Genomic DNA, 23875 nt, shown 5'->3' with positions numbered 1-23875 from the left:
ATGAAACTCAATGATCTGAGTCCAGCGCCGGGTTCCCGTCGCGAAAAGCATCGTCCGGGCCGTGGTATCGGTAGCGGTTTGGGTAAGACTGGTGGCCGTGGCCACAAAGGTCAAACCTCCCGCTCCGGTGGCACCATTGCTCCAGGCTTTGAAGGCGGTCAACAGCCGCTGCATCGTCGCCTGCCTAAGTTCGGTTTCGTATCCCTGAAAGCCATGGACCGCGCAGAAGTGCGTCTGTCCGAGCTGGCTAAAGTGGAAGGCGATATCGTTACTGTGCAGACCCTGAAAGATGCCAACGTGATCAACGTCAACGTACAGCGTGTGAAAATCATGCTGTCCGGTGAAGTGACTCGCGCTGTCACTATCGGCAAGGGAATCGGCGCCACCAAAGGTGCGCGTTCGGCTATCGAAGCAGCTGGCGGCAAGTTCGAGGAATAAATGGCTAAGCAAGGTGCTCTCTCAGCGCTCGGCAAAGGCGGTATGTCTGAACTTTGGGCTCGTCTGCGTTTTCTGTTCCTGGCGATTATCGTCTACCGAATAGGCGCACACATCCCGGTTCCAGGTATCAACCCGGACCGACTCGCAGACCTGTTTCGACAGAATGAGGGGACCATTCTTAGCTTGTTCAACATGTTTTCTGGCGGCGCGCTGGAACGGATGAGCATCTTTGCACTGGGGATCATGCCGTACATTTCGGCATCGATCATCATGCAGCTGATGACCGCCGTCAGCCCGCAGTTGGAGCAGTTGAAGAAGGAAGGTGAAGCTGGTCGTCGCAAGATTAGCCAGTACACCCGCTACGGCACTGTCGTCCTCGCCCTGGTTCAAGCTATCGGCATGTCCGTTGGCTTGGCGGGGCAGGGGATTGCGTTCACTGTTGACTTTGGCTTCTATTTCGTCGCGGTATCCACTTTTGTGGCTGGTGCGATGTTCATGATGTGGCTGGGTGAGCAGATTACTGAGCGTGGTGTTGGTAACGGTATCTCGATGTTGATTTTCGCAGGTATCGTCGCCGGTCTTCCGAGAGCAATTGGGCAGTCTTTCGAGTCTGCACGTCAGGGTGATATCAATATTTTCGCCTTGGTTGCTATCGGTTTGCTGGCAGTAGCGATTATCGGTTTTGTGGTGTTCATTGAGCGTGGCCAGCGTCGTATTGCTGTTCACTACGCCAAGCGTCAGCAGGGCCGTAAGGTCTTCGCTGCGCAGACCAGCCACTTGCCGCTAAAAGTGAATATGGCCGGTGTTATTCCGGCAATTTTCGCGAGCAGCATTTTGCTGTTTCCGGCTTCGTTGGGTACCTGGTTTGGTCAGTCTGAAAATATGGGCTGGCTGCAGGACCTCTCTCAGTCGATCGCTCCTGGTCAGCCGTTGAATATTCTGCTGTTTAGTGCAGGGATTATTTTCTTCTGCTTCTTCTATACGGCGTTGATGTTCAATCCGAAAGACGTAGCGGAAAACCTGAAGAAGTCCGGTGCCTTTATTCCGGGTATCCGTCCAGGTGAGCAGTCGGCACGCTACATTGATGGCGTTCTGACTCGTTTGACCCTGTTCGGTGCTCTATATATGACGGCCGTGTGCTTGTTGCCCCAGTTCCTGGTGGTTGCAGCAAACGTTCCGTTCTACCTTGGCGGGACCTCGTTGCTGATCGTGGTCGTGGTTGTGATGGACTTCATGTCCCAAGTACAATCGCACCTCGTTTCGCACCAGTACGAATCCCTGATGAAGAAAGCCAACCTGAAGGGTTACGGCAGCGGCATGTTGCGCTGAGTACCCATAAGGTTCGAGGAGTTGGTGATGAAAGTTCGTGCATCGGTGAAAAAGCTGTGCCGTAACTGCAAGATTATTCGCCGCGAAGGTGTTGTTCGAGTAATTTGCAGCGCGGAACCGCGTCACAAACAGCGCCAAGGCTGAGTGTGATCCGCTTGAAGCCCGGCAGCTAGTGCGCTGCCGGGTTGATTATTTGTTATTACAGCGATATTATCTCGCGCCCTATTTCTTGGCTTCCGGGGCGTAGGTAGCTGTCAATTGGAGTCCCACTGAATGGCCCGTATTGCAGGCGTTAACATTCCAGATAACAAGCACACTGTTATCTCGCTGACCTACATCTATGGTGTTGGTCGCACTACTGCGCAGAAGATTTGCGCAGATACTGGGGTAAACCCAGCCGCAAAGATCAAAGATCTGAGCGACGAGCAGATTGAGCTGTTGCGTGGCGAAGTGGCGAAGTTCACCACTGAAGGTGACCTGCGTCGCGAAATCAACATGAAAATCAAGCGTTTGATGGACCTCGGTTGCTACCGTGGTCTGCGTCATCGTCGTGGTCTTCCAGTGCGCGGTCAGCGTACCAAGACTAACGCGCGTACCCGTAAAGGTCCGCGTAAGCCGATCCGCAAGTAATCGCCCACGCGAATCGACAGGAAATTAATCATGGCAAAACCTGCTGCTCGTCCTCGTAAAAAAGTTAAAAAGACAGTGGTTGATGGCATCGCCCACATCCATGCATCTTTTAACAACACCATCGTGACCATCACCGACCGTCAAGGTAACGCGCTGTCTTGGGCTACCTCTGGTGGTTCGGGTTTCCGCGGTTCCCGCAAGTCCACCCCGTTTGCTGCTCAAGTAGCTGCTGAACGTGCTGGTCAAGCTGCGCTGGAATACGGCCTGAAAAACCTCGACGTCAACGTCAAAGGTCCAGGTCCAGGTCGTGAGTCTGCTGTCCGTGCTTTGAACGGCTGTGGCTATAAGATCGCCAGCATCACCGACGTGACGCCAATCCCGCACAACGGGTGCCGTCCGCCGAAGAAGCGCCGCGTGTAATCCAGGAGATTGTAAAGAATGGCTCGTTACATTGGTCCAAAATGCAAACTCGCTCGTCGCGAAGGCACCGATCTCTTTCTGAAGAGCGGCGTGCGCGCGATCGAATCGAAGTGCAACATTGAAGCAGCACCTGGTATCCACGGCCAACGCCGCGGTCGCCAGTCCGATTACGGCACCCAACTGCGTGAAAAGCAGAAGGTCCGTCGTATTTACGGCGTTCTCGAGCGTCAGTTCAGCGGCTACTACAAAGAAGCAGCTGGCAAGAAAGGTGCAACCGGTGAAAACCTGCTGCAACTGCTCGAATGCCGTCTGGACAACGTTGTATACCGTATGGGCTTTGGTTCGACTCGCGCCGAATCCCGTCAGCTGGTATCGCACAAATCCGTCAGCGTAAACGGCCAAACCGTTAACGTCCCGTCCTACCAGGTTCGTGCTGGTGACGTGGTCGCGATTCGCGAGAAAGCAAAAAACCAACTTCGCATTGTCCAAGCTCTCGATCTGTGTGCCCAACGTGGCCGCGTAGAATGGGTAGAAGTAGACACTGAGAAGAAGTCGGGCGTTTTCAAGAACGTTCCTGCTCGCAGTGATCTGTCCGCCGACATCAACGAAAGCCTGATTGTCGAGCTCTACTCCAAGTAAGGGCTAGAAAATAGGTGCATCCATGCAGATTTCGGTAAATGAGTTCCTGACACCCCGCCACATTGATGTGCAGGTTGTCAGTCCAACCCGCGCCAAGATCACTCTCGAGCCTCTCGAGCGTGGTTTTGGCCACACCCTGGGCAACGCGCTGCGCCGCATCCTGTTGTCCTCAATGCCCGGCTGTGCAGTAGTCGAGGCCGAGATTGACGGTGTGCTCCACGAGTACAGCGCCATCGAAGGTGTACAGGAAGACGTAATTGAAATCCTGTTGAACCTTAAAGGTCTGGCTATCAAGCTGCACGGCCGTGACGAAGTTACGCTGACCTTGTCGAAGAAGGGTTCGGGGGTGGTTACCGCTGCCGATATTCAGCTGGATCATGATGTCGAGATCGTTAACCCCGATCACGTAATCGCTAACCTGGCGTCTAACGGCGCCCTGAACATGAAGCTCACCGTAGCTCGTGGTCGTGGTTATGAACCGGCCGACTCGCGTCAGAGCGATGAAGACGAAAGCCGCAGCATTGGTCGCTTGCAGCTTGACTCTTCGTTCAGCCCGGTTCGCCGCATCGCATACGTGGTGGAAAACGCCCGTGTCGAGCAGCGTACTAACCTGGACAAGCTGGTTATTGATCTGGAAACCAACGGTACTCTGGATCCTGAAGAGGCTATCCGCCGCGCTGCAACCATTCTGCAACAGCAGTTGGCTGCGTTCGTCGACCTCAAAGGTGACAGCGAACCAGTGGTAATCGAGCAGGAAGACGAGATCGATCCGATCCTGCTTCGCCCGGTTGACGATCTGGAACTGACTGTACGTTCGGCTAACTGCCTTAAGGCGGAAAACATTTACTACATCGGCGATCTGATTCAGCGCACCGAAGTAGAACTGTTGAAGACTCCGAACCTGGGCAAGAAATCCTTGACTGAAATCAAGGACGTTCTGGCCTCCCGCGGTCTGTCCCTCGGCATGCGCCTCGACAACTGGCCGCCTGCAAGTCTTAAGAAGGACGACAAGGCGACTGCCTGATCGTCGTAATCACCGAACGTGAGTTTGGTAAGGAATGAACCATGCGTCATCGTAAAAGTGGTCGTCACCTGAGCCGTACCAGCTCGCACCGCAAGGCCATGTTTCAAAACATGGCGGTGTCGCTGTTCGAGCACGAGCTGATCAAAACTACACTGCCGAAAGCTAAAGAACTGCGTCGCGTTGCTGAGCCGCTGATCACTTTGGCCAAGACAGACAGCCTGGCTAACCGCCGTCTGGCTTTCGACCGTACTCGTTCGAAAGCTATCGTTGGTAAGCTCTTCAACGACCTGGGCAAGCGTTATGCTACCCGTGAGGGTGGCTACCTGCGCATCCTCAAGTGCGGCTTCCGCACTGGCGACAACGCGCCTATGGCGTACGTCGAGTTGGTTGATCGTGCTACTGCCGGCGAAGCTGTAAGCGCCGAGTAAGACGACAGTCTGCAACGAAGAACCGGGCCTAGTGCCCGGTTTTTTGTGGGCGATGCAAAAGCTGTCTATATTCTTCACGTCGCTGCCGACGCTCTTCATAAAATAAATAGCTATCTGCTATGGCGGTTCATTAGTTATTTTCTATCAAAGTCCATGATTTAATGCATTTGATGGTGTCATCTTGATGGTCAATACTCCCTCCAAGCCGAGTAGCCGGCAGTTTCTAGCCTGACCTGAGGAAGATTGAGCATGAGCCAGAACAAAGTCCTTACCACCGCGAGCGGTGCGCCCGTCGCCGACAACCAGAACTCCCGCACTGCCGGCCCTCGTGGGCCATTGTTGCTCGACGACTTCCACCTGATCGAGAAGCTCGCCCACTTCAACCGTGAAAACATCCCAGAGCGTCGTGTGCACGCCAAAGGTTCGGGCGCTCACGGCACCTTTACCGTCACTAGCGATATCACCCGGCTCACCTGCGCCAAGCTGTTCGAGTCCGTTGGGAAGAAAACTCCAACCTTCCTGCGCTTCTCCACCGTGGGCGGCGAACGTGGTTCGGCGGATACTGCCCGTGACCCGCGTGGTTTTGCGTTGAAGTTCTATACCGAGGAAGGTAACTGGGACATTGTTGGTAACAACACGCCCGTGTTCTTTATCCGCGACCCGCTGAAGTTCCCTGACTTCATCCATACTCAAAAACGTCTGCCGCAAACGAACCTGAAAAGCGCGCAGATGATGTGGGATTTCTGGTCGCACTCGCCTGAGGCGCTGCACCAGATCACTATTCTGTTCTCGGATCGTGGTATTCCAGACGGCTACCGCCACATGCACGGCTTCGGTAGCCATACCTATAGCCTGATCAACGCCAGAGGCGAGCGCCACTGGGTTAAGTGGCACTACAAGACCAAGCAAGGGATCAAGAACCTGGCGCCTGACGTGGCTGAACGGCTGGCCGGTACCGATCCTGATTACGCTCAGCGCGACTTGTTTGAAGCGATTGCGCGCGGTGACTATCCAAAATGGAGTGTCAATATCCAGGTCATGACAGAGGCTCAGGCCACCGCGCACTATGAGAACCCCTTTGATGTGACCAAGACCTGGTCGCAGCAGGAGTTCCCGTTGATTGAAGTGGGTGAACTGGAACTCAACCGTAACCCATTGAATTACTTCGCTGAAGTAGAACAAGCTGCGTTTGGCCCAAGTAATATGGTTCCGGGTGTTGGCTTGTCGCCAGACCGCATGCTGCAAGGTCGTGTATTCGCCTACGCCGATGCCCACCGCTACCGCGTAGGGACGAACCATCAGCAACTGACGATCAATGCGCCTCTGCCTGTTGCGAATGCCCATACCTATCAACGTGATGGCTCAATGGCTTTTGGCACTAACGGCGGCGCGTCACCTAACTATGAGCCGAATAGCTATGCTAATTCACCGAAACAAGCGCCACAGTACGCTGAGCCGCCTTTGGCGTTGAGCGGCTCGGCAGATCGTTACGACCAGCGTGAAGACACCGACTACTACAGTCATGCAGGCGCGTTGTTCCGCTTGATGAATGATAGTCAGAGAACTCTGCTGATCAGCAACATTAGCGGTGCGATGGCGGGTGTTTCCAGCGATGTAGTCCAACGCCAACTGCAGCACTTCTTCAACGCAGACCCGGCTTATGGAGAAGCAATCGCAAGGGCACTGGGCGTAACGCTTAGTTAAGTCTAAACGATAAGCAGAACCGCCCTCATTTGGGCGGTTTTTGCGTTATTTCAGCTACTTTTCTCCGGAAATCTTCACTTTTCTGCCGTTGGTCCCGTGACCTCCGGGTCATCATGGTTCAAACTACAGACTTTCAAGCAGGGAGATGTAGGGCGATGCAAGGTCACCCCGACGTAATCGATTACCTCAACACGTTGCTGACGGGCGAACTGGCAGCTCGTGACCAATATTTCATCCATTCGCGTATGTACGAGGACTGGGGCTTTACCGAGCTCTACGAACGTATCAACCACGAAATGGAGGAAGAGGCGCAGCACGCCGATGCGCTGATGCGCCGCATCCTGATGCTCGAAGGCACGCCACGTATGCGTCCCGACGACCTGGATGTGGGCACCACGGTGCCTGACATGCTCGCAGCTGACCTTCGCCTCGAATACAAGGTGCGTGCCGCACTCTGCAAGGGCATCGAGCTGTGCGAGCAGCACAACGACTATGTCACTCGCGAAATTCTGCGCGTGCAGTTGAATGACACCGAAGAAGATCATACCTACTGGCTGGAAAAGCAGTTGGGCCTTATCAAATTGGTTGGCCTGGAGAATTACCTGCAATCGCAGTTCTGATTCCCGGCTACAAAAAAGCCCCTGTCACCGCAAAGTGACAGGGGCTTTTTCATGCGCCGGATAAATCAGGCTTTGTCGCGTGCCAACAACGGCTTCAGGTAGTAGCCGGTATGCGACTGCGGCATCTCGCAGACCTGCTCCGGCGTACCGACCGCAATAATCTGGCCGCCCTTGGAGCCGCCTTCCGGCCCCAGGTCCACCAACCAGTCGGCAGTCTTGATCACATCCAGGTTGTGCTCGATCACCACCACTGTGTTGCCGTGGTCGCGCAAGCGGTGCAGCACGTCCAGCAATTGCTGAATATCCGCAAAGTGCAGGCCTGTGGTCGGCTCATCGAGGATATACAGGGTCTTGCCGGTATCGCGCTTGGACAGCTCGCGCGACAGCTTCACGCGCTGCGCCTCACCACCGGACAACGTTGTCGCCGATTGCCCTAGCTTGATGTACGACAGGCCCACATCCATCAGCGTCTGCAGCTTGCGCGCCAACGCTGGCACCGCGTCGAAGAACACCCGCGCTTCCTCGATGGTCATCTCTAGGGTTTCGTGGATGTTCTTGCCCTTGTACTTGATCTCCAGGGTTTCGCGGTTATAACGCTTGCTCTTGCACACATCGCACGGCACGTAGATGTCCGGCAGGAAGTGCATCTCCACCTTGATCAAGCCATCGCCTTGGCACGCTTCGCAGCGCCCGCCCTTGACGTTGAACGAGAACCGACCAGGCCCATAACCCCGCGAGCGGGATTCCGGCACACCGGCGAAGAGTTCGCGTATTGGCGTGAACAAGCCGGTATAGGTCGCGGGATTGGAGCGCGGTGTACGGCCGATCGGGCTTTGGTCGATGTCGACGACTTTGTCCAGATGCTCCAGGCCCTTGATGCTGTCGTGTGCAGCCGCTTCCAGAGTGGTCGCGCCGTTCAAGGCGGTGGCACTCAGTGGGAACAGCGTGTTGTTGATCAGCGTCGACTTACCCGAACCGGAAACGCCGGTCACACAGGTCAGCAGGCCCAGAGGAATTTCCAGGTCCACATTGCGCAAGTTGTTGCCGCGCGCGCCCTTGAGATGCAACGCCATCTTCTTGTTGCGTGGCGTACGCTTGGCCGGCACTGCAATCTTCACGCGGCCGGACAGGTACTTACCGGTCAACGAATCCGGGTGAGCCATGACCTCGGCCGGCGTGCCCTCGGCAACAATATGCCCACCGTGCACACCCGCGCCCGGGCCGATGTCGACCACGTAATCCGCCAGGCGGATCGCGTCTTCATCATGCTCGACCACGATCACGGTGTTGCCGATGTCCCGCAGATGTTTCAGCGTTCCCAGGAGACGGTCGTTGTCCCGCTGGTGTAGGCCAATCGACGGTTCATCGAGGATGTACAGCACGCCCACGAGGCCGGCGCCAATCTGGCTGGCCAGGCGAATCCGCTGGGCTTCACCGCCAGACAAGGTATCCGCGCTGCGATCCAGCGACAGGTAATCCAGGCCGACGTTAACCAGGAACTGCAGGCGCTCACGGATTTCCTTGAGGATCTTGTCGGCAATCTCCCCACGGCGTCCGGTCAGCTTGAGCCCGGCAAAATACTCACAGGCATCGCCGATCGGCAGGTTGGTCACTGCCGGCAACGTTTTCTCACCCACCCACACATGCCGCGCTTCGCGACGCAGACGAGTGCCGCGGCAATCCGGGCAAGGCTGAGTGCTGAGGAATTTGGCCAGTTCTTCGCGCACGCTCGCCGACTCAGTCTCGCGGTAGCGCCGTTCCAAGTTCGGCACGATGCCTTCGAACGGGTGCGAGCGCTTGACGATATCGCCACGATCATTCAGGTATTTGAAGTCGACATTCTGCGAACCGCTGCCGTGCAGGATGACCTTCTGCTGCTCCGCCGGCAGTTGGTTGAACGGCACTTCCAGGCTGAATTTATAGTGCGAGGCCAATGACCCCAGCATCTGGAAGTAGTAGACGTTACGCCTGTCCCAACCGCGTATCGCGCCCTCCGCCAAGGTCAGCTCGCCGTTGACGAGGCGCTTGATGTCGAAGAACTGTTTAACCCCAAGCCCATCACACGTCGGGCAAGCGCCGGCCGGGTTGTTGAAGGAAAACAGCTTGGGTTCCAACTCGCTGATGGCATGGCCACAGATCGGGCACGCAAAGCGCGCAGAGAAGATGATCTCTTCGCCCGGCTCGTCATCCATTGGCGCAACCAGTGCAATACCGTCCGCCAGTTTCAGCGCGGTTTCGAACGACTCGGCCAAACGCTGCTGCAAGTCGGCGCGCACCTTGAAGCGGTCGACCACCACATCAATGGAGTGCTTCTTCTGCTTGTCGAGCTTCGGCGTTTCATCCAGCTCATAGAGCTTGCCGTTGATGCGCGCGCGCACAAAACCTTGCGCACGCAACTCTTCGAAGACCGAAAGGTGTTCACCTTTACGCTCACGAATCACCGGCGCCAGCAGCATCAGCTTGGCGCCTTCCGGCTGAGCCAGCACCAGGTCGACCATCTGGCTGACGGTCTGGGCTTCCAGCGGAATATCGTGGTCCGGGCAACGCGGAATACCCACGCGCGCATACAGCAGACGCAGGTAGTCGTAGATTTCGGTGATGGTGCCCACGGTGGAGCGTGGGTTATGGGAGGTCGACTTCTGCTCGATGGAGATCGCCGGCGACAGGCCTTCAATGGTGTCGACGTCGGGCTTTTCCATCATCGACAGGAACTGGCGTGCATAGGCCGACAGCGATTCCACATAGCGACGCTGACCTTCGGCATACAGCGTGTCGAACGCCAGGGACGATTTGCCGGACCCGGACAAGCCGGTGATGACGATCAGTTTGTCCCGGGGCAGGGTCAGGTCGATGTTCTTCAGGTTGTGGGTTCTAGCCCCACGAATCAGGATCTTGTCCAAGATGGCCTCGCACGGCGGGCGTAAATAATGCAGGAGTATACGGCTAAAGACTGGATGAATATACACTGCCAAAGTGCCGGGTGCAGCCTTACATGAAAGCTGCGCGGCAAAGCGCCGCATATACCCTCTCAATCGATGGGACTGGTAGAATCGCCGCCGGTTCACACGAGGTTTTTCCATGCACGATCCCCACAGCGAACGCATGAGTAGCGGCGAGACCCGAGCGGCAAGCGGTCTGGCCCTGGTGTTCGCCTTCCGTATGCTTGGCATGTTTATGGTGTTGCCGGTGCTGGCGACCTATGGAATGGATCTCGCAGGCGCAACCCCCGCCCTGATCGGTCTGGCGATTGGCGCCTATGGCCTGACCCAGGCGCTTTTTCAGATTCCGTTCGGGATCATTTCCGACCGCATTGGTCGCCGCCCGGTTATTTACCTGGGGCTTATCGTGTTCGCCCTCGGCAGTTTGCTTGCGGCGCAGTCGGATTCGATCTGGGGTGTAATCGCCGGGCGCGTCCTGCAAGGCGCTGGGGCGATTTCCGCCGCCGTCATGGCGCTGCTTTCGGACCTGACCCGCGAACAACACCGCACCAAGGCCATGGCCATGATCGGCATGACCATCGGCCTGTCGTTCGCGGTGGCCATGGTGGTCGGCCCCTTGCTGACGCGCGCCTTTGGTCTGCACGGGCTGTTCCTCGCCACGGGCGGCATGGCGTTGTTCGGCATTGTGATCGTAGCGTTTATGGTGCCGCGCTCCACCGGCACCCTGGCGCACCGTGAGTCCGGCGTTGCACGCAAGGCGTTATTGCCGACGCTCAAGCACCCGGACCTGCTGCGCTTGGATTTAGGTATCTTCGTATTGCACGCGATGCTGATGTGCAGCTTCGTCGCGCTGCCCCTGGCACTGGTCGAAAAAGCCGGCCTGCCCAAGGAGCAGCACTGGTGGGTCTACCTGACTGCTTTGTTGATCTCGTTCTTCGCCATGATCCCGTTCATCATCTACGGCGAGAAGAAACGCAAAATGAAACGAGTTCTGCTGGGCGCCGTCGCGACATTGATGCTCACTGAGCTATTCTTCTGGGAATTCGGCGACAGCCTGCGGGCGTTGGTAATCGGCACGGTGGTGTTCTTCACCGCGTTCAACCTGCTGGAGGCTTCGTTGCCTTCGCTGATCAGTAAAGTTTCACCGGCCGGTGGCAAAGGCACGGCGATGGGCGTGTATTCCACCAGCCAGTTCCTTGGTTCTGCGCTGGGCGGCATCATGGGTGGCTGGATGTTCCAGCATGGCGGTTTGTCGGTTGTGTTCCTCGGATGCGCCGGGCTGGCTGCACTTTGGCTGGCCTTTGCTGTTACCATGCGCGAACCTCCGTACGTCACAAGCCTGCGCCTGCCGCTGTCGCCCGAAGCAATTCGTGAAGCTGGCCTGGTAGAGCGCCTGAAGGCCGTCGTTGGGGTAACAGATGCAGTGGTGGTCGCTGAAGAGGCGGCCATTTACATCAAATTGGACACCGAATTATTGGATCGCGCGACGCTCGAGCAACTGGTCAACCCAGTGCCGACAGCGCGCCCAGCTTAGGAGAACGTTATGGCCCGTGGGGTTAACAAAGTCATATTGGTCGGTACATGCGGCCAGGATCCCGAAGTTCGCTACTTGCCTAACGGTAACGCCGTGACCAACCTGAGTCTGGCGACCAGCGAACAGTGGACCGACAAGCAGACCGGCCAGAAGGTCGAGAAGACCGAATGGCACCGCGTGTCGATGTTCGGCAAGGTTGCAGAGATCGCCGGTGAGTACCTGCGCAAAGGTTCGCAGGTCTACATCGAAGGCAAACTGCAAACCCGCGAGTGGGAAAAAGACGGCATCAAGCGTTACACCACTGAAATCGTGGTCGACATGCAAGGCACCATGCAACTGCTGGGCGGCCGTCCACAGCAGGGCGACCAACAAGGCGGGGGCAATAACTACCAGCAGTCCGCTCCGGCCCCACGCCAGCAGGCTCCGCGCCCGCAGCAGTCGGCACCGCAACAGTCGCGTCAGGCGCCGCCGCCACAACAGGCCGCTCCACAGCCGGCTCCGGATTTCGACAGCTTTGATGACGATATCCCGTTTTGAACCGCAGCTTTTTCAGAACCGTAAACATTAGAAGCGAAGCCATTAATTTGGCTTCGCTTTTTTATGGGCACGCTAAAAGGAACCCGGATCTCTGTATGTTGAGTTTTAGCGCTAAATTGCAGTGGCGTTGGGTTTCTCTGTGAAAAACGTTTCGATGTTTTTTTCCAGGTGATTGACCGAGCTGTCGATGCGTTGAAGAAAATCATTAATTTTTGAATGGCCCCGGTCATGCCGGTAGCGCAGCAGTTCCCTCGATTCCGCGTCGACATTCATCCAATACGGCGAGGTCACTAATTCGTTTTCTCTGGTTGTGGCCAGGCGTCTCATGGTGGAGCCTTCGAAAGGACAAGAGTGAATGTCACGCGATATTCTGTACAGCTTGTGATCGTTGGTGCCCACCCAACTGTCGATCTTCAGCTTCTTTCCCGCTATTTCAATGTCGCCTTTCAGATCTGACACGTTTGCACCGCTTAACCAGAAAAGGTCCAGCGCAGAGTCGAAAGCTGAGCTTTTGCATTTTTCAAGCGTCGATTTGGGTTTGGCAAAATTCTCTATGATGTCTTTCCTACGCTGCTTTACTGTTGGAGGTAGCTGGTTTATTTCCTTTTTGTTAAGCGTCCAAAAGGCGTACTTCGCTATTTCCAACTCAAATGCGCTCACCATGTCGATCATGCTGATCATGCCATGCAGATAGATCGAGAATTGATCTTCTGGTGAGAGGTTGGAGTGATTCAGTTTTATGTTTTGAATGTGTAGAAAGGCGGTATAGGCACAGCCAAAGACGAGCCTGGAGCCGTCGTCAAGTTTGGTAAAAGTGACCCTTTGCTCTGCCGCATTGGTATCGTACGGGCGCTGTGTAGCCTCGGTATCGTCCTTATGGGCAGGCCAGAATTTTCTGCAAAAGCGTTCATAAGCGTGCTGGGCAGTACTGACTCTCCATTCAGGCATTTCATGAACGCCGATGCCTGAGAGGGCAACCTTGCCTTCATTGAGTAGCCGGTAAAGAGGCAGTAACCCTACTCGTTCTACATCCTCAACGGTCGCCGCTTCCGTCAGGTCTTCCATCCTTTGTATCGAGCAATTATCCAGGTTTATTTGAACCAGATAGCCTGCTTGGGCCATTTGCAGCGTGTACGCCGGTGTCAGTATCCGATGAGTCTCGTGGGCATGACGACAGGGTTTGATAAATTGAATGTCCCAATTCTCTTTGTTCATCTCTATTTGGTGCCATAGGTTGAGCGCGCATCAATCCTGGCATTTGTTCTCATGGCTCACAAGATTTAGGCTGTGGCCAACCTCAAGACGTAGGAACGCCGCGATGACCTGGTCAGCCAAGCAGTACACGATGTTTGAACAGCAGCGCACCCGTCCCGTCCGTGACCTGGTCGCGGCCATCCCCAATACGGATGTGCGCACCGCCGTCGACTTGGGCTGCGGCCCTGGCAATTCCACCGAAGTGCTGGCCGAGCGTTTTCCACAGGCACACGTGACCGGCATGGACAGCTCCGACGATATGTTGGTGGATGCCCGTAAGCGCCTACCGGCACTGAATTTCGAGTTGGCGGATATCGGCGCCTGGAATCCAGCACAAAAAACCGACGTGATTCTGGCCAACGCTTCCCTGCAATGGCTGCCGAACCACGCCACGCTCTATCCGCATCTGGTCAGCCAACTGACGCCTGGCGGCACGCTGGCCGTGCAAACCCCGGACAACCTCGACGAACCGGCCCACCGCCTGGCCCGTGACGTCGCGGCCGATGGCCCATGGGCGGCGAAGATCGGTGCGGTCAAACACAATGAGCGGCACACGGCGCCTTACTACTACGAGCTGTTGAGCCAACACTGCAGCACCGTCGATGTTTGGCGCACAACCTACCAGCACCCGCTGGCAGACCACGCTGCCGTGGTGGAATGGTTCAAGGCTTCGGCTTTGCGGTCCTTTCTCGCACCGTTGACCGATAGCGAAAAAGCCGCCTTCCTACAGGAATACCGGGCGCGGATTACCCAGGCTTACCCCGCGCTGGGCGATGGCACCGTGTTGCTGCCATTCCCGCGTCTGTTCATCATCGCTACCCGCTGAAGCCCGGCGACAAGTGGCGGTCATACCGCCGCTTGCGTCTGCAAGTACTCATCCGTCGACACCACGCCCGCATAGGCAAAGGCCAGTGAAGCCATATAGGCGCCATGCACCTGCGCCGCCGGAATCACCTGCCCATTGAATTCCAGATCCCGCGTGGCGCACGCGTCATGCAGCACCGTGACCTTGTAGCCCAGGTCCGCCGCTGCCCGCACCACCGCGTCGATGCACATATGGCTCATGCTGCCTGCCACTACCACGTCGGTGATGGCCCGTCGTTCCAGCAACGCCCGCAGATCGGTCCCGCGAAACGCATTCACAAAGTGTTTAAGCACCACCGGCTCATTCGCCTCGTTCAGCACCTTGGCATGCAGATGAGCGCCCTCGGAGCCCGGCGTGAAGAACGGTGCGTCTTCTGAGGTGAACTCATGGCGCACATGAATCACTGCATTGCCTGCCTGGCGAAAGGCTGCCAGCACCTGCGCGGCCTTGTCTGCCGCCGCCTCCACGCCGTCGAGTGGCCACTTGCCTTGGGGGAAGTAGTCGTTCTGGATGTCGATCAGGATAAGCGCTTGCTTGGCCATGCGAGATACCTCGTGATAGGTGGATGGGCCTCCAGCATCTTAGCTGGCGCCGGGCAAAGGCCGTGTGAATCGTGCAGAACGCCGCGTGTATAACGCCGTGTCGTGCAGAATCAAACAGGCCTACTGCCATTACTTTTCCAGTAACTGATTGATTTAACAACCGTCCTCTTCTGTCGCGCCTTGGCTTGATCCCTGCAACCTTCTTTTCACACACATAGCAGGATGGCCAAGGGGGACGCATGACCACAACTCAACGCAAGAAACGGGTGGTCGCGCACTCCACGCGAGAGGGCGCCCCGCAGCACGAAGTCGAGACCAACCGTGCCTTGGCGCGCTGGTTGGCGCAGATCCTGGGGCTTAAATTCGGCGGCAGCTATAACCCGCAGTTACATGCCGAGCGCGAGTTGTACCTGTTGCCCACGCAAACCCTGGTCGGCCCGGCCCAAGCGCTCACGCTTAACGTCAAAGGGCCGCAAGACCTGTGGGGCGGTTATGTCGATCACGATTTCATCTGCACCAAGGCCATCACCCATGGCCTGCTAAGCCCTGAAGCAACGGCGCCTGAAGGCTGGTCGCCGGTGTTTGCCGAGCGTGTGCGCAACGTCGTTCTCGATGGCCTCAGCGTTTTCGCCCTGGAGGACGCACTGCCCGCAGCCACGCGCCTGCTCTACAGCGGGCCGATTCGTTTGAAGCCCGTGCATGCCTGCGCCGGGCGCGGGCAGGAAGTTATCCACAGCCTCGATGAATTCAAAGCCTTGCTGGCGCGGCCCGATATCACGAAGTTATTCACTGAAGGCGTGGTGCTGGAGCAAGACCTGCACGACGTCATCACTCACAGCGTGGGCCAGAGCTTTATCGGCGATCACGTGTTCAGCTATTGCGGCGAGCAATACCTCACCCAGGACGGGCAGGGCGAAGCGGTCTACGGTGGCTCCAACTTGCTGGTCGTGCCCGGCGACTACGAAGACCTCTTGGCGCTCCAGCTGCCGGACGACGTACGCCAAGCCATCGAACAAGCCCAGGTCTTCGACACAGCCGCCGATGAGGCCTACCCTGGTTTCTACGCGTCACGGCGCAACTACGACATTGCCCAAGGCCTGGACAGCGAAGGCCAACGCCGCAGTGGCGTGCTCGAACAATCCTGGCGTATGGGCGGGGCCAGCAGCGCGGAAGTCGCGGCGCTGCAAAGCTTCATCAACCACCCCGGCCTGCGCGCGATCCACGTTTGCTCGGTGGAGACCTACGTGGAGCAAGCGCTGCCGGCGGATGCCATCGAGGTGTACCGCGGCCCGGCCGAAAACAGCGACTTTCTTCTCAAGTACGTAACGGTTAAATCTTATGACGGCTAGAAGCGAAAGCATTGCGATCGACATCGACGACGAACAGATGAGCGGGACGTTCCTGAGCCCCAAATCCAAAGTGCCGGGCGTGTTGTTTGTGCACGGCTGGGGCGGTAGCCAAGAGCGTGACCTGGAGCGCGCCAAAGGCATCGCGGGCCTGGGTTGCGTGTGCCTGACCTTTGACCTGCGCGGCCACGCCGGCACCGGTATTCCGTTGTCTCGCGTCACTCGCGAAGACAACCTGCGCGACCTGCTGGCCGCGTACGATCGCCTGCTGTCACACCCGGCCATCGATACCTCGGCCGTGGCGGTGGTGGGCACCAGTTACGGCGGCTACCTGGCGGCGATTCTCACCTCATTGCGCCCGGTGCGCTGGCTGGCGCTGCGCGTGCCGGCGCTGTACCGCGACCAGAAATGGCTTACGCCCAAGCGCGACCTGGATAAGGCCGACCTGATGGATTACCGCAGCACCTTGGTGCACGCCGAAACCAACCGCGCCCTGCATGCTTGCGCGAAATTCACCGGCGATGTGCTGATTGTCGAATCGGAAACCGACGACCACGTGCCCCACGCCACCATCATGAGCTACCGCGCGGCGTGCCAGCAGACACACTCCCTGACCCACCGCATCATCGACGGAGCCGACCACTCCTTGAGCGACCCGGTGTCGCAGCAGGCCTACACCTCGATCCTGGTGGACTGGATTACCGAGATGGTCGTGGGCGAGCGGTTGAGCATTATTCAATCGCGCTGATGCAGTGCTCTTCAGGGCGCCTTCGCGAGCAAGTCGAAGCGTCGAACCGCCGCTCCCACATTCGACCGAGTACATCCTTGAAACAGGGTCAAAATGTGGCAGCGGGCTTGCTCGCGAAGGCGCCAGACCACTCGACACACTCCTCAGGCGGGGGGCTTCTTCACCCGCAACGCCTTGGCCTTAGCCTCAACCCCGAGGTACATCACCAACGCAATCAACAGCGGCAAAATAAAGTAGATCGCCCGGTAAGCAATCAACCCCGCGAGCAAGCTGCCCCGCGACGCCTCATGCTGCAACAGCCCGATAAACACCGCCTCCAGCACCCCAAGCCCGGCCGGTATATGCGTGACCACACCGGCAATTGCGCTGATCAGCAGCACGCCTAACACCAGCGGATAGTCCAACTTGGCCGGCAACAAGGTAAAGATCACTGCCGCCATCAATGACCAATTCAACGCGCCTAACACCAACTGTAAACAGGCCATGCGCAAAGACGGCAGATTGATCTCGATGCCCTTGATCGACCACGCGCGCTTTTTCGAAAACCGGCAGGCCGCCAGATAACCCAGGCTGACCAACACCAGCAACATCCCAATGCCTTGCAAGGCAAAAGTGCTGACTTTCCAACCCGGAGGCATGGTCACCCACCCGCTGCTGAACACCACACCGGCCAAGGCCATATAGCCAAACCAATTGGTGGCCAGGCTCAGCCCAAGAATCTTGGCGATATTGCTGGTGCTCACACCCAGCCGCGAATACAGCCGATAACGCATGGCAATCCCGCCGACCCATGCGCTCAGGTTGAGGTTGAACGCATAGCTGATGATCCCCACCGGCAGGATCTGCTTCCAGATCAAGGGTTGGCGGATGTAAGTACGGCCGATCAGATCGAAGCTGGCGTAGACGAGAAAACTGCACAAGGTCAGCGCGCCTGCGATCAACAACGTGCGCACCTTGAAGTCACCCAGCGTCTGCGACACCTCGCTCCAGTCGATGCGCCGCGCGAGCAGGGTAAACAGCACGATCAGCAGCAGGAAGAAGGCGATGGTCAGCGGTTTTTTCCAACGCTTGAAGCGCGAGCGGCCGGCTTCAGCGGTCATGGGCCTGGCTCTCAAAAGGCTTCAAGCGCGGTTTGTGCGCCGGCAGCCAACCGGTCAGCGCGGGGAAATGGCGCATCACATGAAACACCAGGAAACCCACGGTCAAGCGCCATAACCACAGGCGTGGCTTGCGGTTTTCCGGCATGGTCTGGCAATGGTTTTTCGCGAGTAGCTCCAGGCGCTCGTACAGCTGCTGATTGAACGCGCGGTCGCGAATCAGCACGTTGGCTTCCAGGTTCAGCGACAGGCTCAACGGGTCCAAGTTGCTCGAGCCCACGGTGCTCCACTCGTCATCCACCAGCGCGACTTTGCCGTGCAGCGGTCGCTGGTAATACTCGTGAATGACCACGCCATCCTTGAGCAAATAGTCGTAAAGCATACGCGCCGCCAGCTTGGCCAGCAGCACATCCGGCTGGCCCTGCATGATCAGTTGCACGTGCACGCCACGGCGCGCGGCGTTGCGAATCTCGCGTAGCAGGCGGTAGCCGGGGAAGAAGTAAGCGTTGGCGATCACCACACGATTTCGGGCTTTGCTCAAGGCGTGGATATACGCCTCTTCAATGTCATCGCGGTGTTGCACGTTGTCGCGGTAAATCAGGCGTACCAGACCGTCCTCGTTCTCGCGGGGCCACAGCGAGGGCCGTTGCTGACGCCGCCGCCAGCCGCGCCGCGTACGCACCTGGCGACCGCTTTGGGCGAGGGCGAAATGGTGCAGGTCCGCCACCGCCGGGCCGGTCACTTGCACGGCGTAATCCTGCTTGGCTTCGGGGCCGAAATCACCCAAGTGATCCGCCGAAAAATTGATCCCGCCAATAAACGCCACCGTAGCGTCCACCACCACAATCTTGCGGTGCAAGCGGCGAAACCAGTTGGTGCGAATCCCCAGTCTTTTCGAAGCCGGGTCGAACATCTGCACCAGCACGCCCGCCCGCGCCAGCTCGCCGAGAAAGGCCGGGCTCAACTCGCCGCAGCCGAACCCATCCAGGCTGACCACCACCTTCACGCCGCGCTGCGCCGCCTCGATCAGGATGCCTTTGAGTTTATGCCCGACCTTGTCTTCGAACAGGATAAACGTCTCCAGCAGGATCTCCCGCTGCGCCTGGCGCATCGCGTCAAAGACCTTCGGAAAGTACGCCTCGCCGTTCTCCAGCAGTTCGAGCTGGTTGCCGCCTTGCCAGCCGTAATCGAGATCACGCGCCTTGGCTTCATCCGGCGGCTGGTCGGTGGCGATGTGTTCTACCGCGACGCTCATAACTCGATCTCCACCGACAGCGGCACATGGTCGGACAAATGCGACCAAGGCCGGGTCGTCAGCACCTTGGGGTTATGAATCTTGAGGTTGCGCACGTAGATGCGATCCAGCGCCAGCAACGGCAGGCGCGCCGGGAAGGTGCGCGCAGGCTTGCCGTGGGCGTGGACGAACACTTCCTTGAGGCCGCTTTGGCTCAGGTCGGCCTTCTGGCGCCAGTCGTTGAAATCACCGGCAACCACCAGCGGCGCGTCAGCGGGAATCTCGCTGATCCGTTGCTCCAGCAAACGCAATTGCTGCTGACGATGCACCTCGCGCAGGCCCAGGTGCATGCAGATCGCATGCACGTGCTGGCCGGTGCCTGGCAGGCGCAATACACAGTGCAGCAGGCCACGGCTTTCATGGCCGCTTTGCGAGATGTCGAGGTTGTCGTAGCGCACGATCTGGAATTTCGACAACAGCGCATTGCCGTGGTCGCCATGCGGGTACACCGCGTTGCGCCCATAGGCGAACTGCGGCCAGATGCTGTCGGCCAGGAACTCGTACTGGGGCATCTTCGGCCAATCGCTGTAGCGCTGGGGATGGCGCTCGTGCGTGCCGTGGATTTCCTGCAGAAACACCATGTCGGCGCCCACGCTGCGCACCGCTTCACGCAGCTCGGGCAGGATGAAGCGTCGATTCAGCGCGGTGAAGCCCTTGTGGATATTCACCGTCAGCACGGTGAACCGGGTGATGGCGGCGGTGGGCGTGGCGGGGATCAATTCAGGATGGGTCATGGCAGCACCCCAGATGTCGGCAATTTGCCGGGCTCGGTGAGCAGGTGCTTGTCCAACGTGGCGGCGCGTAACGCACATTGCAATTCGCGTTTCTGGGACAGGCCCACGGGGTAGCAGGCCCCGCGCCAGCCTGAAATGCCGATGTAAATCGCCGCCATGGTTGCTCCCGTGGGTGTAGGGTCAAGTGACCTCCGTTTTGGGATGACTGCCGTTTTTGCCGGAAAGTTTCCACGGACCTACAGACGGTACACGGTCAAAATGTGGGCGCAGGCTTGCCTGCGATAGCGGTGTGTCAGGCGATGAACTCGGTGCTGACCCACCGCTATCGCGGGCAAGCCCGCTCCCACATTAATGTGCGCCACTATCAGGCCACCGGCCCAGGCACCCCCGCGATCCCCACGTTAAACGCCGCAAGGGTCAACCCTAGGTTTCAATCAGGCGCGCAGTGTCGGGTGTTGGCTTGTGCGGAAAACGCCAGGGAACGATGAGGATGAAAACCCGTCAGTTCCTTACAGACCCTGCTGAAGGAGCTCGATGTTTTGCTGAATCTAAAGGCTGCATTACTGCTTGGCGCGCTGCTGTTTTGTGGCAGCGGCGCACTGCAAGCTGCGGCCACCGCGCCTGCAGCCGAAACGCCGGCCAAACCCGAGTTGCTGGTAGAAGGCGGCCTGCTCGGCGCCATCAGCTCCAGCATTGACGACGTGCAGGACAAACTCGAGCTCAATCAAAACCTCATCGACGCTTGGCGCCTGCGCGCCGACCGCGCGGCGGATGAAGTCGGGCGCCTGGTCGACCAGACCGCCCAACGCTCGCCGTGGAGCGTGGCCGGGGACTTCCTGTTGCTGTCCGGGGTGTGGGTGGGCGCCTTTGCGGTGTTGATGCTACTGGGGCGCTTTTTCGTCCAGCGCCTGAGTCGGCGGCATTTCGTCGAACAGCGCGAGCGCCTGCAAGGCATCCTTGGGTATGTGGTGCCCTTCACGGTTCCAGCAATTATCTGCCTGCCGCTGACCCTCTACGTCAGCCACTTCTTGCCCTCGTCAGTGGGCCGCGCGCTGGCGCTGTGTTTTGCCTACGCCACCAGCAGCGGTATCTTTTCCACGTCGATGTTGTTGTGCGTGATCGTCATGTTCAACGTCGGCCACAAACGTCCGGCTGTGCAGATCATTCGCGACTACTGCCCCAAGCCGCTGTTCCTGATTGGCTTCCTCGCGGCCCTCAGTGACGCGCTGACCAGCCCGCAAATCGCCCGGCAGTTGGGTGGCAATATCACCAGCAGCATCGCGGTATTCACCGGCCTGTTCGCGGCGGTGATTTTCGGTGTGCTGGTGGTGCGCCTGCGTCGCCCGGTGGCGCATCTGATCCGTAATCGGCCACTGGCCCAGCGCCTCAAACACCCGGCATTGCAGCAGTCGCTGCGGGTGTTTTCCGGGCTGTGGTACTGGCCGATTCTGTTGATGGTGCTGGTCTCGGCGATCAACCTGATCGGCGCCGGCGACGATAACCAGAAGGCCCTGCGTTGCGCGCTGTTCACCACGATTTTGCTGATCGGCACGGTCTTTCTCAGCACGGTGCTGCAACACCTGTTCAAGTCTCGCAGCCAGGTGACGATCCAGCGCAGCAGCGCCTATAAGGAACGCTTCCTTAGCCTGTTGCACGCGATCCTGCGCATCGTCATGGCCATCGCGTTTATCGAAATTCTCGGGCGTATCTGGGGCATCTCGCTGTTCGAATTTGCCCAGCGCAACTCGGTGGGCCGCGCGATCAGCGACTCCCTCAGCAGCATCGGCCTGATCCTGCTGATGACCTGGCTGTTCTGGGTGGTGCTCGACACCGCGATCCAGGAGGCGCTGAAGCCGCCGGTGAATAAACGCTCGAGCCGCCAGCCAAGCACACGGGTCAAAACCATCCTGCCGCTGCTGCGTAACGCGGTGAAAATCGTCCTGGTGGTGATCTGCGCGATCACCACCATGGCCAACCTGGGCATCAACGTCGCGCCGCTGCTGGCCGGTGCCGGTGTGGTCGGCCTGGCCATCGGTTTCGGCTCGCAGCAACTGGTGCAGGACGTGATCACCGGCCTGTTCATCATCATTGAAGACACGCTGTCCATCGGCGACTGGGTGGTGCTCGACTCCGGCCACGCCGGCACCGTCGAAGGCCTGACCATCCGCACCCTGCGCCTGCGCGACGGCAAGGGTTTTGTGCACTCGGTGCCGTTCGGGCAGATCAAGGCGGTCACCAACCAGTCGCGGCAATTTGCCTACGCGTTCTTCTCGGTGCAGTTCACCTACGACACCGACGTGGACAAGGCCGTGGAACTGATCCGCGAGGCCGGGCAATCGATTCGCGACGATGTGTTCCTCAAGTACAACCTGCAAGGGCCGCTGGAGGTGTTTGGCGTCGACAAAATGGACCTCAACGGCGTGGTGCTCACCGCGCAATTCCGCACGGTGTCGGGCGGGCAATATGCGGTGAGCCGTGCGTTTAACCAGCGTTTGAAAAAGCTTGTGGATAAGTGTGATGAGGTGCACTTCGCGCAAACTTATCCACAGCAGGTTCTGTTGCCTAAGCGTACAGGCCAGGTGGATGAGCCGGATGCCGAGGTGCCGGTTTCGGTGGTGTTGACCGAGCAGCCCAGGTCTCAATAGTTGGTGATGGCCGGGCTTGCCCGCGATGGGCAGAGGTATCTATGCAACTTTTTGTGTTGCGCTAAGCTTTTTACGGGGTTTTTAGGTAGATATGAGTACATATCCGTTGCTGCGGTAACGGCTGCTTAGGGTTCCGCTCTTACAGCGGCTCACTTTTGGAAAGACCCAAAAGTAAGCAAAAAGTCTTCGCCCCACCACTCGGTGCCTCGCCTAGGCTCGGCATGCCCTCACTCCGGCTTGAATCCGTGGGCCGCCGCCATGGGCCATCCTTGGCCCATCGCGGCTAACCCGGCGTCCTGCCGGGTTACCCACGGATTCAAGCCTGCGTTCGGCCATCGTGGTTAACGGGGCGCCTCAGATCAAGATCAAGATCAAGATCAAGATCAAGATCAAGATCAAAAGCAAGAGCACGGCGGCCTAGTAGCCGACCTGAGTGGTAGAAGCAAAAGCAAGGCAAAAGCAGAGCAGAAGCAGAGCAGAAGCCTATCTAGCTGATGTAATGAGATCCCAATGTGGGAGCGAGTTTGGCTGCCAGCACTGCAATGCTCTGCTTTTCTGTGGGAGCTGGCTTGCCTGCGATGCAGACACCTCGGTGTATCAGGCATAACCAGTTGATGCCATCGCAGGCAAGCCAGCTCCCACATTAGATTGAGTTCAGCCATCAAGATCAGGTCGGCTGTCAGGCCGCCTCGGTTTTGCTTTTGATTTAACCACTCAGGTCGGCTACTAGGCCGCCGTGCTCTTGCTTTTGATCTTGATCTTAGGCGCCCCGTTAACCACGCTGGCCGAACGCAGGCTTTGGAGCGGGGGTAAACCGGCAGGACGCCGGTTTAGCCGCGATGGGCCAAGGATGGCCCATGGCGGCGGCCCCCGCTCCAAAGCCGGAGTGAGGGCACACCGAAGCGTGAGCGAGGTGCCGAGTGGTGGGGCAAGAGCCCTTTTGGTTACTTTTGGGGCTCTTTTCCAAAAGTGACCCGCTGTAAGAGCGGAACCAATAGCCGCCGTTACCCAAATAACGGATATGCACCCAGCGGTGCCAAGTTGCAACCCCGCACTTTATCCGTGACGGTTGCGCTACAAACCCGCAAAATGCAACGATTCTGGAATA

At 58.1% G+C, this 23875-nt stretch carries 23 protein-coding genes; 16 read left to right on the top strand and 7 right to left on the bottom strand.

The window, feature by feature from the left end; translation table 11 throughout:
* The 10 genes from rplO to bfr all read left to right on the top strand — a co-directional run bounded on the left by rplO (position 1) and on the right by bfr (position 7232).
* Positions 1–438: a 50S ribosomal protein L15 gene (gene rplO, locus KZH41_RS27840; RefSeq protein ID WP_003176407.1), complete on the top strand. Its 438-nt coding sequence runs from the start codon at positions 1–3 to the stop codon at positions 436–438.
* Positions 439–1767, top strand: coding sequence for a preprotein translocase subunit SecY (gene secY, locus KZH41_RS27835; protein ID WP_094950471.1), 1329 nt, complete (start codon positions 439–441; stop codon positions 1765–1767).
* A gap of 27 nt (positions 1768–1794) precedes the next feature.
* Positions 1795–1911: a 50S ribosomal protein L36 gene (rpmJ, locus tag KZH41_RS27830; RefSeq protein WP_002555468.1), complete on the top strand. Its 117-nt coding sequence runs from the start codon at positions 1795–1797 to the stop codon at positions 1909–1911.
* A 129-nt stretch (positions 1912–2040) separates the two neighbouring features.
* The gene (gene rpsM / locus KZH41_RS27825; protein WP_003210063.1) at positions 2041–2397 is read left to right on the top strand and encodes a 30S ribosomal protein S13; all 357 of its coding nucleotides are present in this window, start codon (positions 2041–2043) and stop codon (positions 2395–2397) included.
* Between the two features lie 30 nt (positions 2398–2427).
* On the top strand, positions 2428–2817 hold the full coding sequence (gene rpsK, locus KZH41_RS27820) for a 30S ribosomal protein S11 (protein WP_002555466.1): 390 nt from the start codon (positions 2428–2430) through the stop codon (positions 2815–2817).
* A gap of 18 nt (positions 2818–2835) precedes the next feature.
* Positions 2836–3456, top strand: coding sequence for a 30S ribosomal protein S4 (rpsD, locus tag KZH41_RS27815; RefSeq protein WP_003210056.1), 621 nt, complete (start codon positions 2836–2838; stop codon positions 3454–3456).
* A 22-nt stretch (positions 3457–3478) separates the two neighbouring features.
* The gene (locus tag KZH41_RS27810) at positions 3479–4480 is read left to right on the top strand and encodes a DNA-directed RNA polymerase subunit alpha (RefSeq protein ID WP_003176403.1); all 1002 of its coding nucleotides are present in this window, start codon (positions 3479–3481) and stop codon (positions 4478–4480) included.
* 41 nt (positions 4481–4521) lie between these two features.
* Positions 4522–4908 (top strand): 50S ribosomal protein L17, encoded by a 387-nt coding sequence (gene rplQ, locus KZH41_RS27805; protein WP_007918448.1) that lies wholly within the window; start codon positions 4522–4524, stop codon positions 4906–4908.
* 249 nt (positions 4909–5157) lie between these two features.
* Positions 5158–6612: a catalase gene (locus KZH41_RS27800; protein WP_242152971.1), complete on the top strand. Its 1455-nt coding sequence runs from the start codon at positions 5158–5160 to the stop codon at positions 6610–6612.
* 155 nt (positions 6613–6767) lie between these two features.
* Positions 6768–7232 carry a bacterioferritin gene (gene bfr, locus KZH41_RS27795; protein WP_015886133.1) on the top strand — a complete coding sequence of 155 codons (465 nt, stop codon included), beginning with the start codon at positions 6768–6770 and terminating at the stop codon, positions 7230–7232.
* 65 nt (positions 7233–7297) lie between these two features.
* Here bfr and uvrA read toward each other — a convergent pair whose 3' ends face one another.
* Positions 7298–10132, bottom strand: coding sequence for an excinuclease ABC subunit UvrA (gene uvrA, locus KZH41_RS27790; RefSeq protein ID WP_094950480.1), 2835 nt, complete (start codon positions 10130–10132; stop codon positions 7298–7300).
* Between the two features lie 178 nt (positions 10133–10310).
* Here uvrA and KZH41_RS27785 point away from each other — a divergent pair, with 178 nt between their 5' ends.
* Together KZH41_RS27785 and KZH41_RS27780 are read left to right on the top strand one after the other, a co-directional pair.
* A complete protein-coding gene (locus KZH41_RS27785) occupies positions 10311–11705 on the top strand; it encodes an MFS transporter (RefSeq protein ID WP_094950469.1) in 1395 nt (464 codons plus the stop codon).
* A 9-nt stretch (positions 11706–11714) separates the two neighbouring features.
* A complete protein-coding gene (locus KZH41_RS27780; protein ID WP_010467282.1) occupies positions 11715–12242 on the top strand; it encodes a single-stranded DNA-binding protein in 528 nt (175 codons plus the stop codon).
* Between the two features lie 111 nt (positions 12243–12353).
* Here the strand turns inward: KZH41_RS27780 and KZH41_RS27775 are convergent, their stop codons facing one another.
* A complete protein-coding gene (locus KZH41_RS27775; RefSeq protein WP_094953398.1) occupies positions 12354–13457 on the bottom strand; it encodes a hypothetical protein in 1104 nt (367 codons plus the stop codon).
* Between the two features lie 103 nt (positions 13458–13560).
* On the opposite strand from KZH41_RS27775, the gene tam reads away from it, so the two are divergent.
* Positions 13561–14322, top strand: a complete 762-nt coding sequence (gene tam / locus KZH41_RS27770; RefSeq protein WP_263274069.1) for a trans-aconitate 2-methyltransferase — start codon at positions 13561–13563, stop codon at positions 14320–14322.
* 20 nt (positions 14323–14342) lie between these two features.
* On the opposite strand, the gene KZH41_RS27765 is transcribed toward tam, so the two are convergent.
* Positions 14343–14903, bottom strand: a complete 561-nt coding sequence (locus tag KZH41_RS27765) for a cysteine hydrolase family protein (protein ID WP_094953400.1) — start codon at positions 14901–14903, stop codon at positions 14343–14345.
* Between the two features lie 239 nt (positions 14904–15142).
* On the opposite strand from KZH41_RS27765, the gene KZH41_RS27760 reads away from it, so the two are divergent.
* On the top strand, positions 15143–16252 hold the full coding sequence (locus tag KZH41_RS27760) for a DUF3182 family protein (RefSeq protein ID WP_263274068.1): 1110 nt from the start codon (positions 15143–15145) through the stop codon (positions 16250–16252).
* Complete coding sequence (locus KZH41_RS27755) at positions 16242–16997, top strand: alpha/beta hydrolase family protein (RefSeq protein WP_094953402.1); 756 nt, start codon at positions 16242–16244, stop codon at positions 16995–16997. The genes KZH41_RS27760 and KZH41_RS27755 overlap by 11 nt, the downstream gene beginning before the upstream one ends.
* A gap of 143 nt (positions 16998–17140) precedes the next feature.
* Here the strand turns inward: KZH41_RS27755 and KZH41_RS27750 are convergent, their stop codons facing one another.
* The 4 genes from KZH41_RS27750 to KZH41_RS30590 are packed head-to-tail and all read right to left on the bottom strand — an operon-like array spanning position 17141 to position 20280.
* Positions 17141–18097 (bottom strand): lysylphosphatidylglycerol synthase domain-containing protein, encoded by a 957-nt coding sequence (locus KZH41_RS27750; protein WP_263274067.1) that lies wholly within the window; start codon positions 18095–18097, stop codon positions 17141–17143.
* Positions 18087–19349: a cardiolipin synthase ClsB gene (gene clsB, locus KZH41_RS27745; protein WP_242152954.1), complete on the bottom strand. Its 1263-nt coding sequence runs from the start codon at positions 19347–19349 to the stop codon at positions 18087–18089. Before clsB ends, KZH41_RS27750 begins: the two co-directional genes overlap by 11 nt.
* On the bottom strand, positions 19346–20122 hold the full coding sequence (locus tag KZH41_RS27740; protein ID WP_094953405.1) for an endonuclease/exonuclease/phosphatase family protein: 777 nt from the start codon (positions 20120–20122) through the stop codon (positions 19346–19348). Before KZH41_RS27740 ends, clsB begins: the two co-directional genes overlap by 4 nt.
* Positions 20119–20280 (bottom strand): hypothetical protein, encoded by a 162-nt coding sequence (locus tag KZH41_RS30590; protein ID WP_406979876.1) that lies wholly within the window; start codon positions 20278–20280, stop codon positions 20119–20121. Before KZH41_RS30590 ends, KZH41_RS27740 begins: the two co-directional genes overlap by 4 nt.
* 381 nt (positions 20281–20661) lie before the next feature.
* Between KZH41_RS30590 and KZH41_RS27730 the strand changes: the two genes are divergently transcribed.
* Positions 20662–22767 (top strand): mechanosensitive ion channel family protein, encoded by a 2106-nt coding sequence (locus tag KZH41_RS27730; protein ID WP_094953406.1) that lies wholly within the window; start codon positions 20662–20664, stop codon positions 22765–22767.
* The last annotated feature ends 1108 nt before the right edge of the window (positions 22768–23875 follow it).

The organism is Pseudomonas sp. YeP6b (assembly GCF_025642995.1).
In the GTDB taxonomy this organism is placed as follows: Bacteria; Pseudomonadota; Gammaproteobacteria; order Pseudomonadales; family Pseudomonadaceae; genus Aquipseudomonas.
The sequence above is the reverse complement of the archived record's forward strand: the minus strand, read 5'-3'. Positions and strand labels throughout refer to the sequence as shown.

What these genes read in the sequence shown, in the direction of transcription:
- rplO (WP_003176407.1), top strand. Translation starts at nt 1, where the DNA reads ATGAAACTCAATGATCTGAGTCCAGCGCCGGGTTCCCGTCGCGAAAAG.
- secY (WP_094950471.1), top strand. Translation starts at nt 439, where the DNA reads ATGGCTAAGCAAGGTGCTCTCTCAGCGCTCGGCAAAGGCGGTATGTCT.
- rpmJ (WP_002555468.1), top strand. Translation starts at nt 1,795, where the DNA reads ATGAAAGTTCGTGCATCGGTGAAAAAGCTGTGCCGTAACTGCAAGATT.
- rpsM (WP_003210063.1), top strand. Translation starts at nt 2,041, where the DNA reads ATGGCCCGTATTGCAGGCGTTAACATTCCAGATAACAAGCACACTGTT.
- rpsK (WP_002555466.1), top strand. Translation starts at nt 2,428, where the DNA reads ATGGCAAAACCTGCTGCTCGTCCTCGTAAAAAAGTTAAAAAGACAGTG.
- rpsD (WP_003210056.1), top strand. Translation starts at nt 2,836, where the DNA reads ATGGCTCGTTACATTGGTCCAAAATGCAAACTCGCTCGTCGCGAAGGC.
- KZH41_RS27810 (WP_003176403.1), top strand. Translation starts at nt 3,479, where the DNA reads ATGCAGATTTCGGTAAATGAGTTCCTGACACCCCGCCACATTGATGTG.
- rplQ (WP_007918448.1), top strand. Translation starts at nt 4,522, where the DNA reads ATGCGTCATCGTAAAAGTGGTCGTCACCTGAGCCGTACCAGCTCGCAC.
- KZH41_RS27800 (WP_242152971.1), top strand. Translation starts at nt 5,158, where the DNA reads ATGAGCCAGAACAAAGTCCTTACCACCGCGAGCGGTGCGCCCGTCGCC.
- bfr (WP_015886133.1), top strand. Translation starts at nt 6,768, where the DNA reads ATGCAAGGTCACCCCGACGTAATCGATTACCTCAACACGTTGCTGACG.
- KZH41_RS27785 (WP_094950469.1), top strand. Translation starts at nt 10,311, where the DNA reads ATGCACGATCCCCACAGCGAACGCATGAGTAGCGGCGAGACCCGAGCG.
- KZH41_RS27780 (WP_010467282.1), top strand. Translation starts at nt 11,715, where the DNA reads ATGGCCCGTGGGGTTAACAAAGTCATATTGGTCGGTACATGCGGCCAG.
- KZH41_RS27775 (WP_094953398.1), bottom strand. Translation starts at nt 13,457, where the DNA reads ATGAACAAAGAGAATTGGGACATTCAATTTATCAAACCCTGTCGTCAT.
- tam (WP_263274069.1), top strand. Translation starts at nt 13,561, where the DNA reads ATGACCTGGTCAGCCAAGCAGTACACGATGTTTGAACAGCAGCGCACC.
- KZH41_RS27765 (WP_094953400.1), bottom strand. Translation starts at nt 14,903, where the DNA reads ATGGCCAAGCAAGCGCTTATCCTGATCGACATCCAGAACGACTACTTC.
- KZH41_RS27760 (WP_263274068.1), top strand. Translation starts at nt 15,143, where the DNA reads ATGACCACAACTCAACGCAAGAAACGGGTGGTCGCGCACTCCACGCGA.
- KZH41_RS27755 (WP_094953402.1), top strand. Translation starts at nt 16,242, where the DNA reads ATGACGGCTAGAAGCGAAAGCATTGCGATCGACATCGACGACGAACAG.
- KZH41_RS27750 (WP_263274067.1), bottom strand. Translation starts at nt 18,097, where the DNA reads ATGACCGCTGAAGCCGGCCGCTCGCGCTTCAAGCGTTGGAAAAAACCG.
- clsB (WP_242152954.1), bottom strand. Translation starts at nt 19,349, where the DNA reads ATGAGCGTCGCGGTAGAACACATCGCCACCGACCAGCCGCCGGATGAA.
- KZH41_RS27740 (WP_094953405.1), bottom strand. Translation starts at nt 20,122, where the DNA reads ATGACCCATCCTGAATTGATCCCCGCCACGCCCACCGCCGCCATCACC.
- KZH41_RS30590 (WP_406979876.1), bottom strand. Translation starts at nt 20,280, where the DNA reads ATGGCGGCGATTTACATCGGCATTTCAGGCTGGCGCGGGGCCTGCTAC.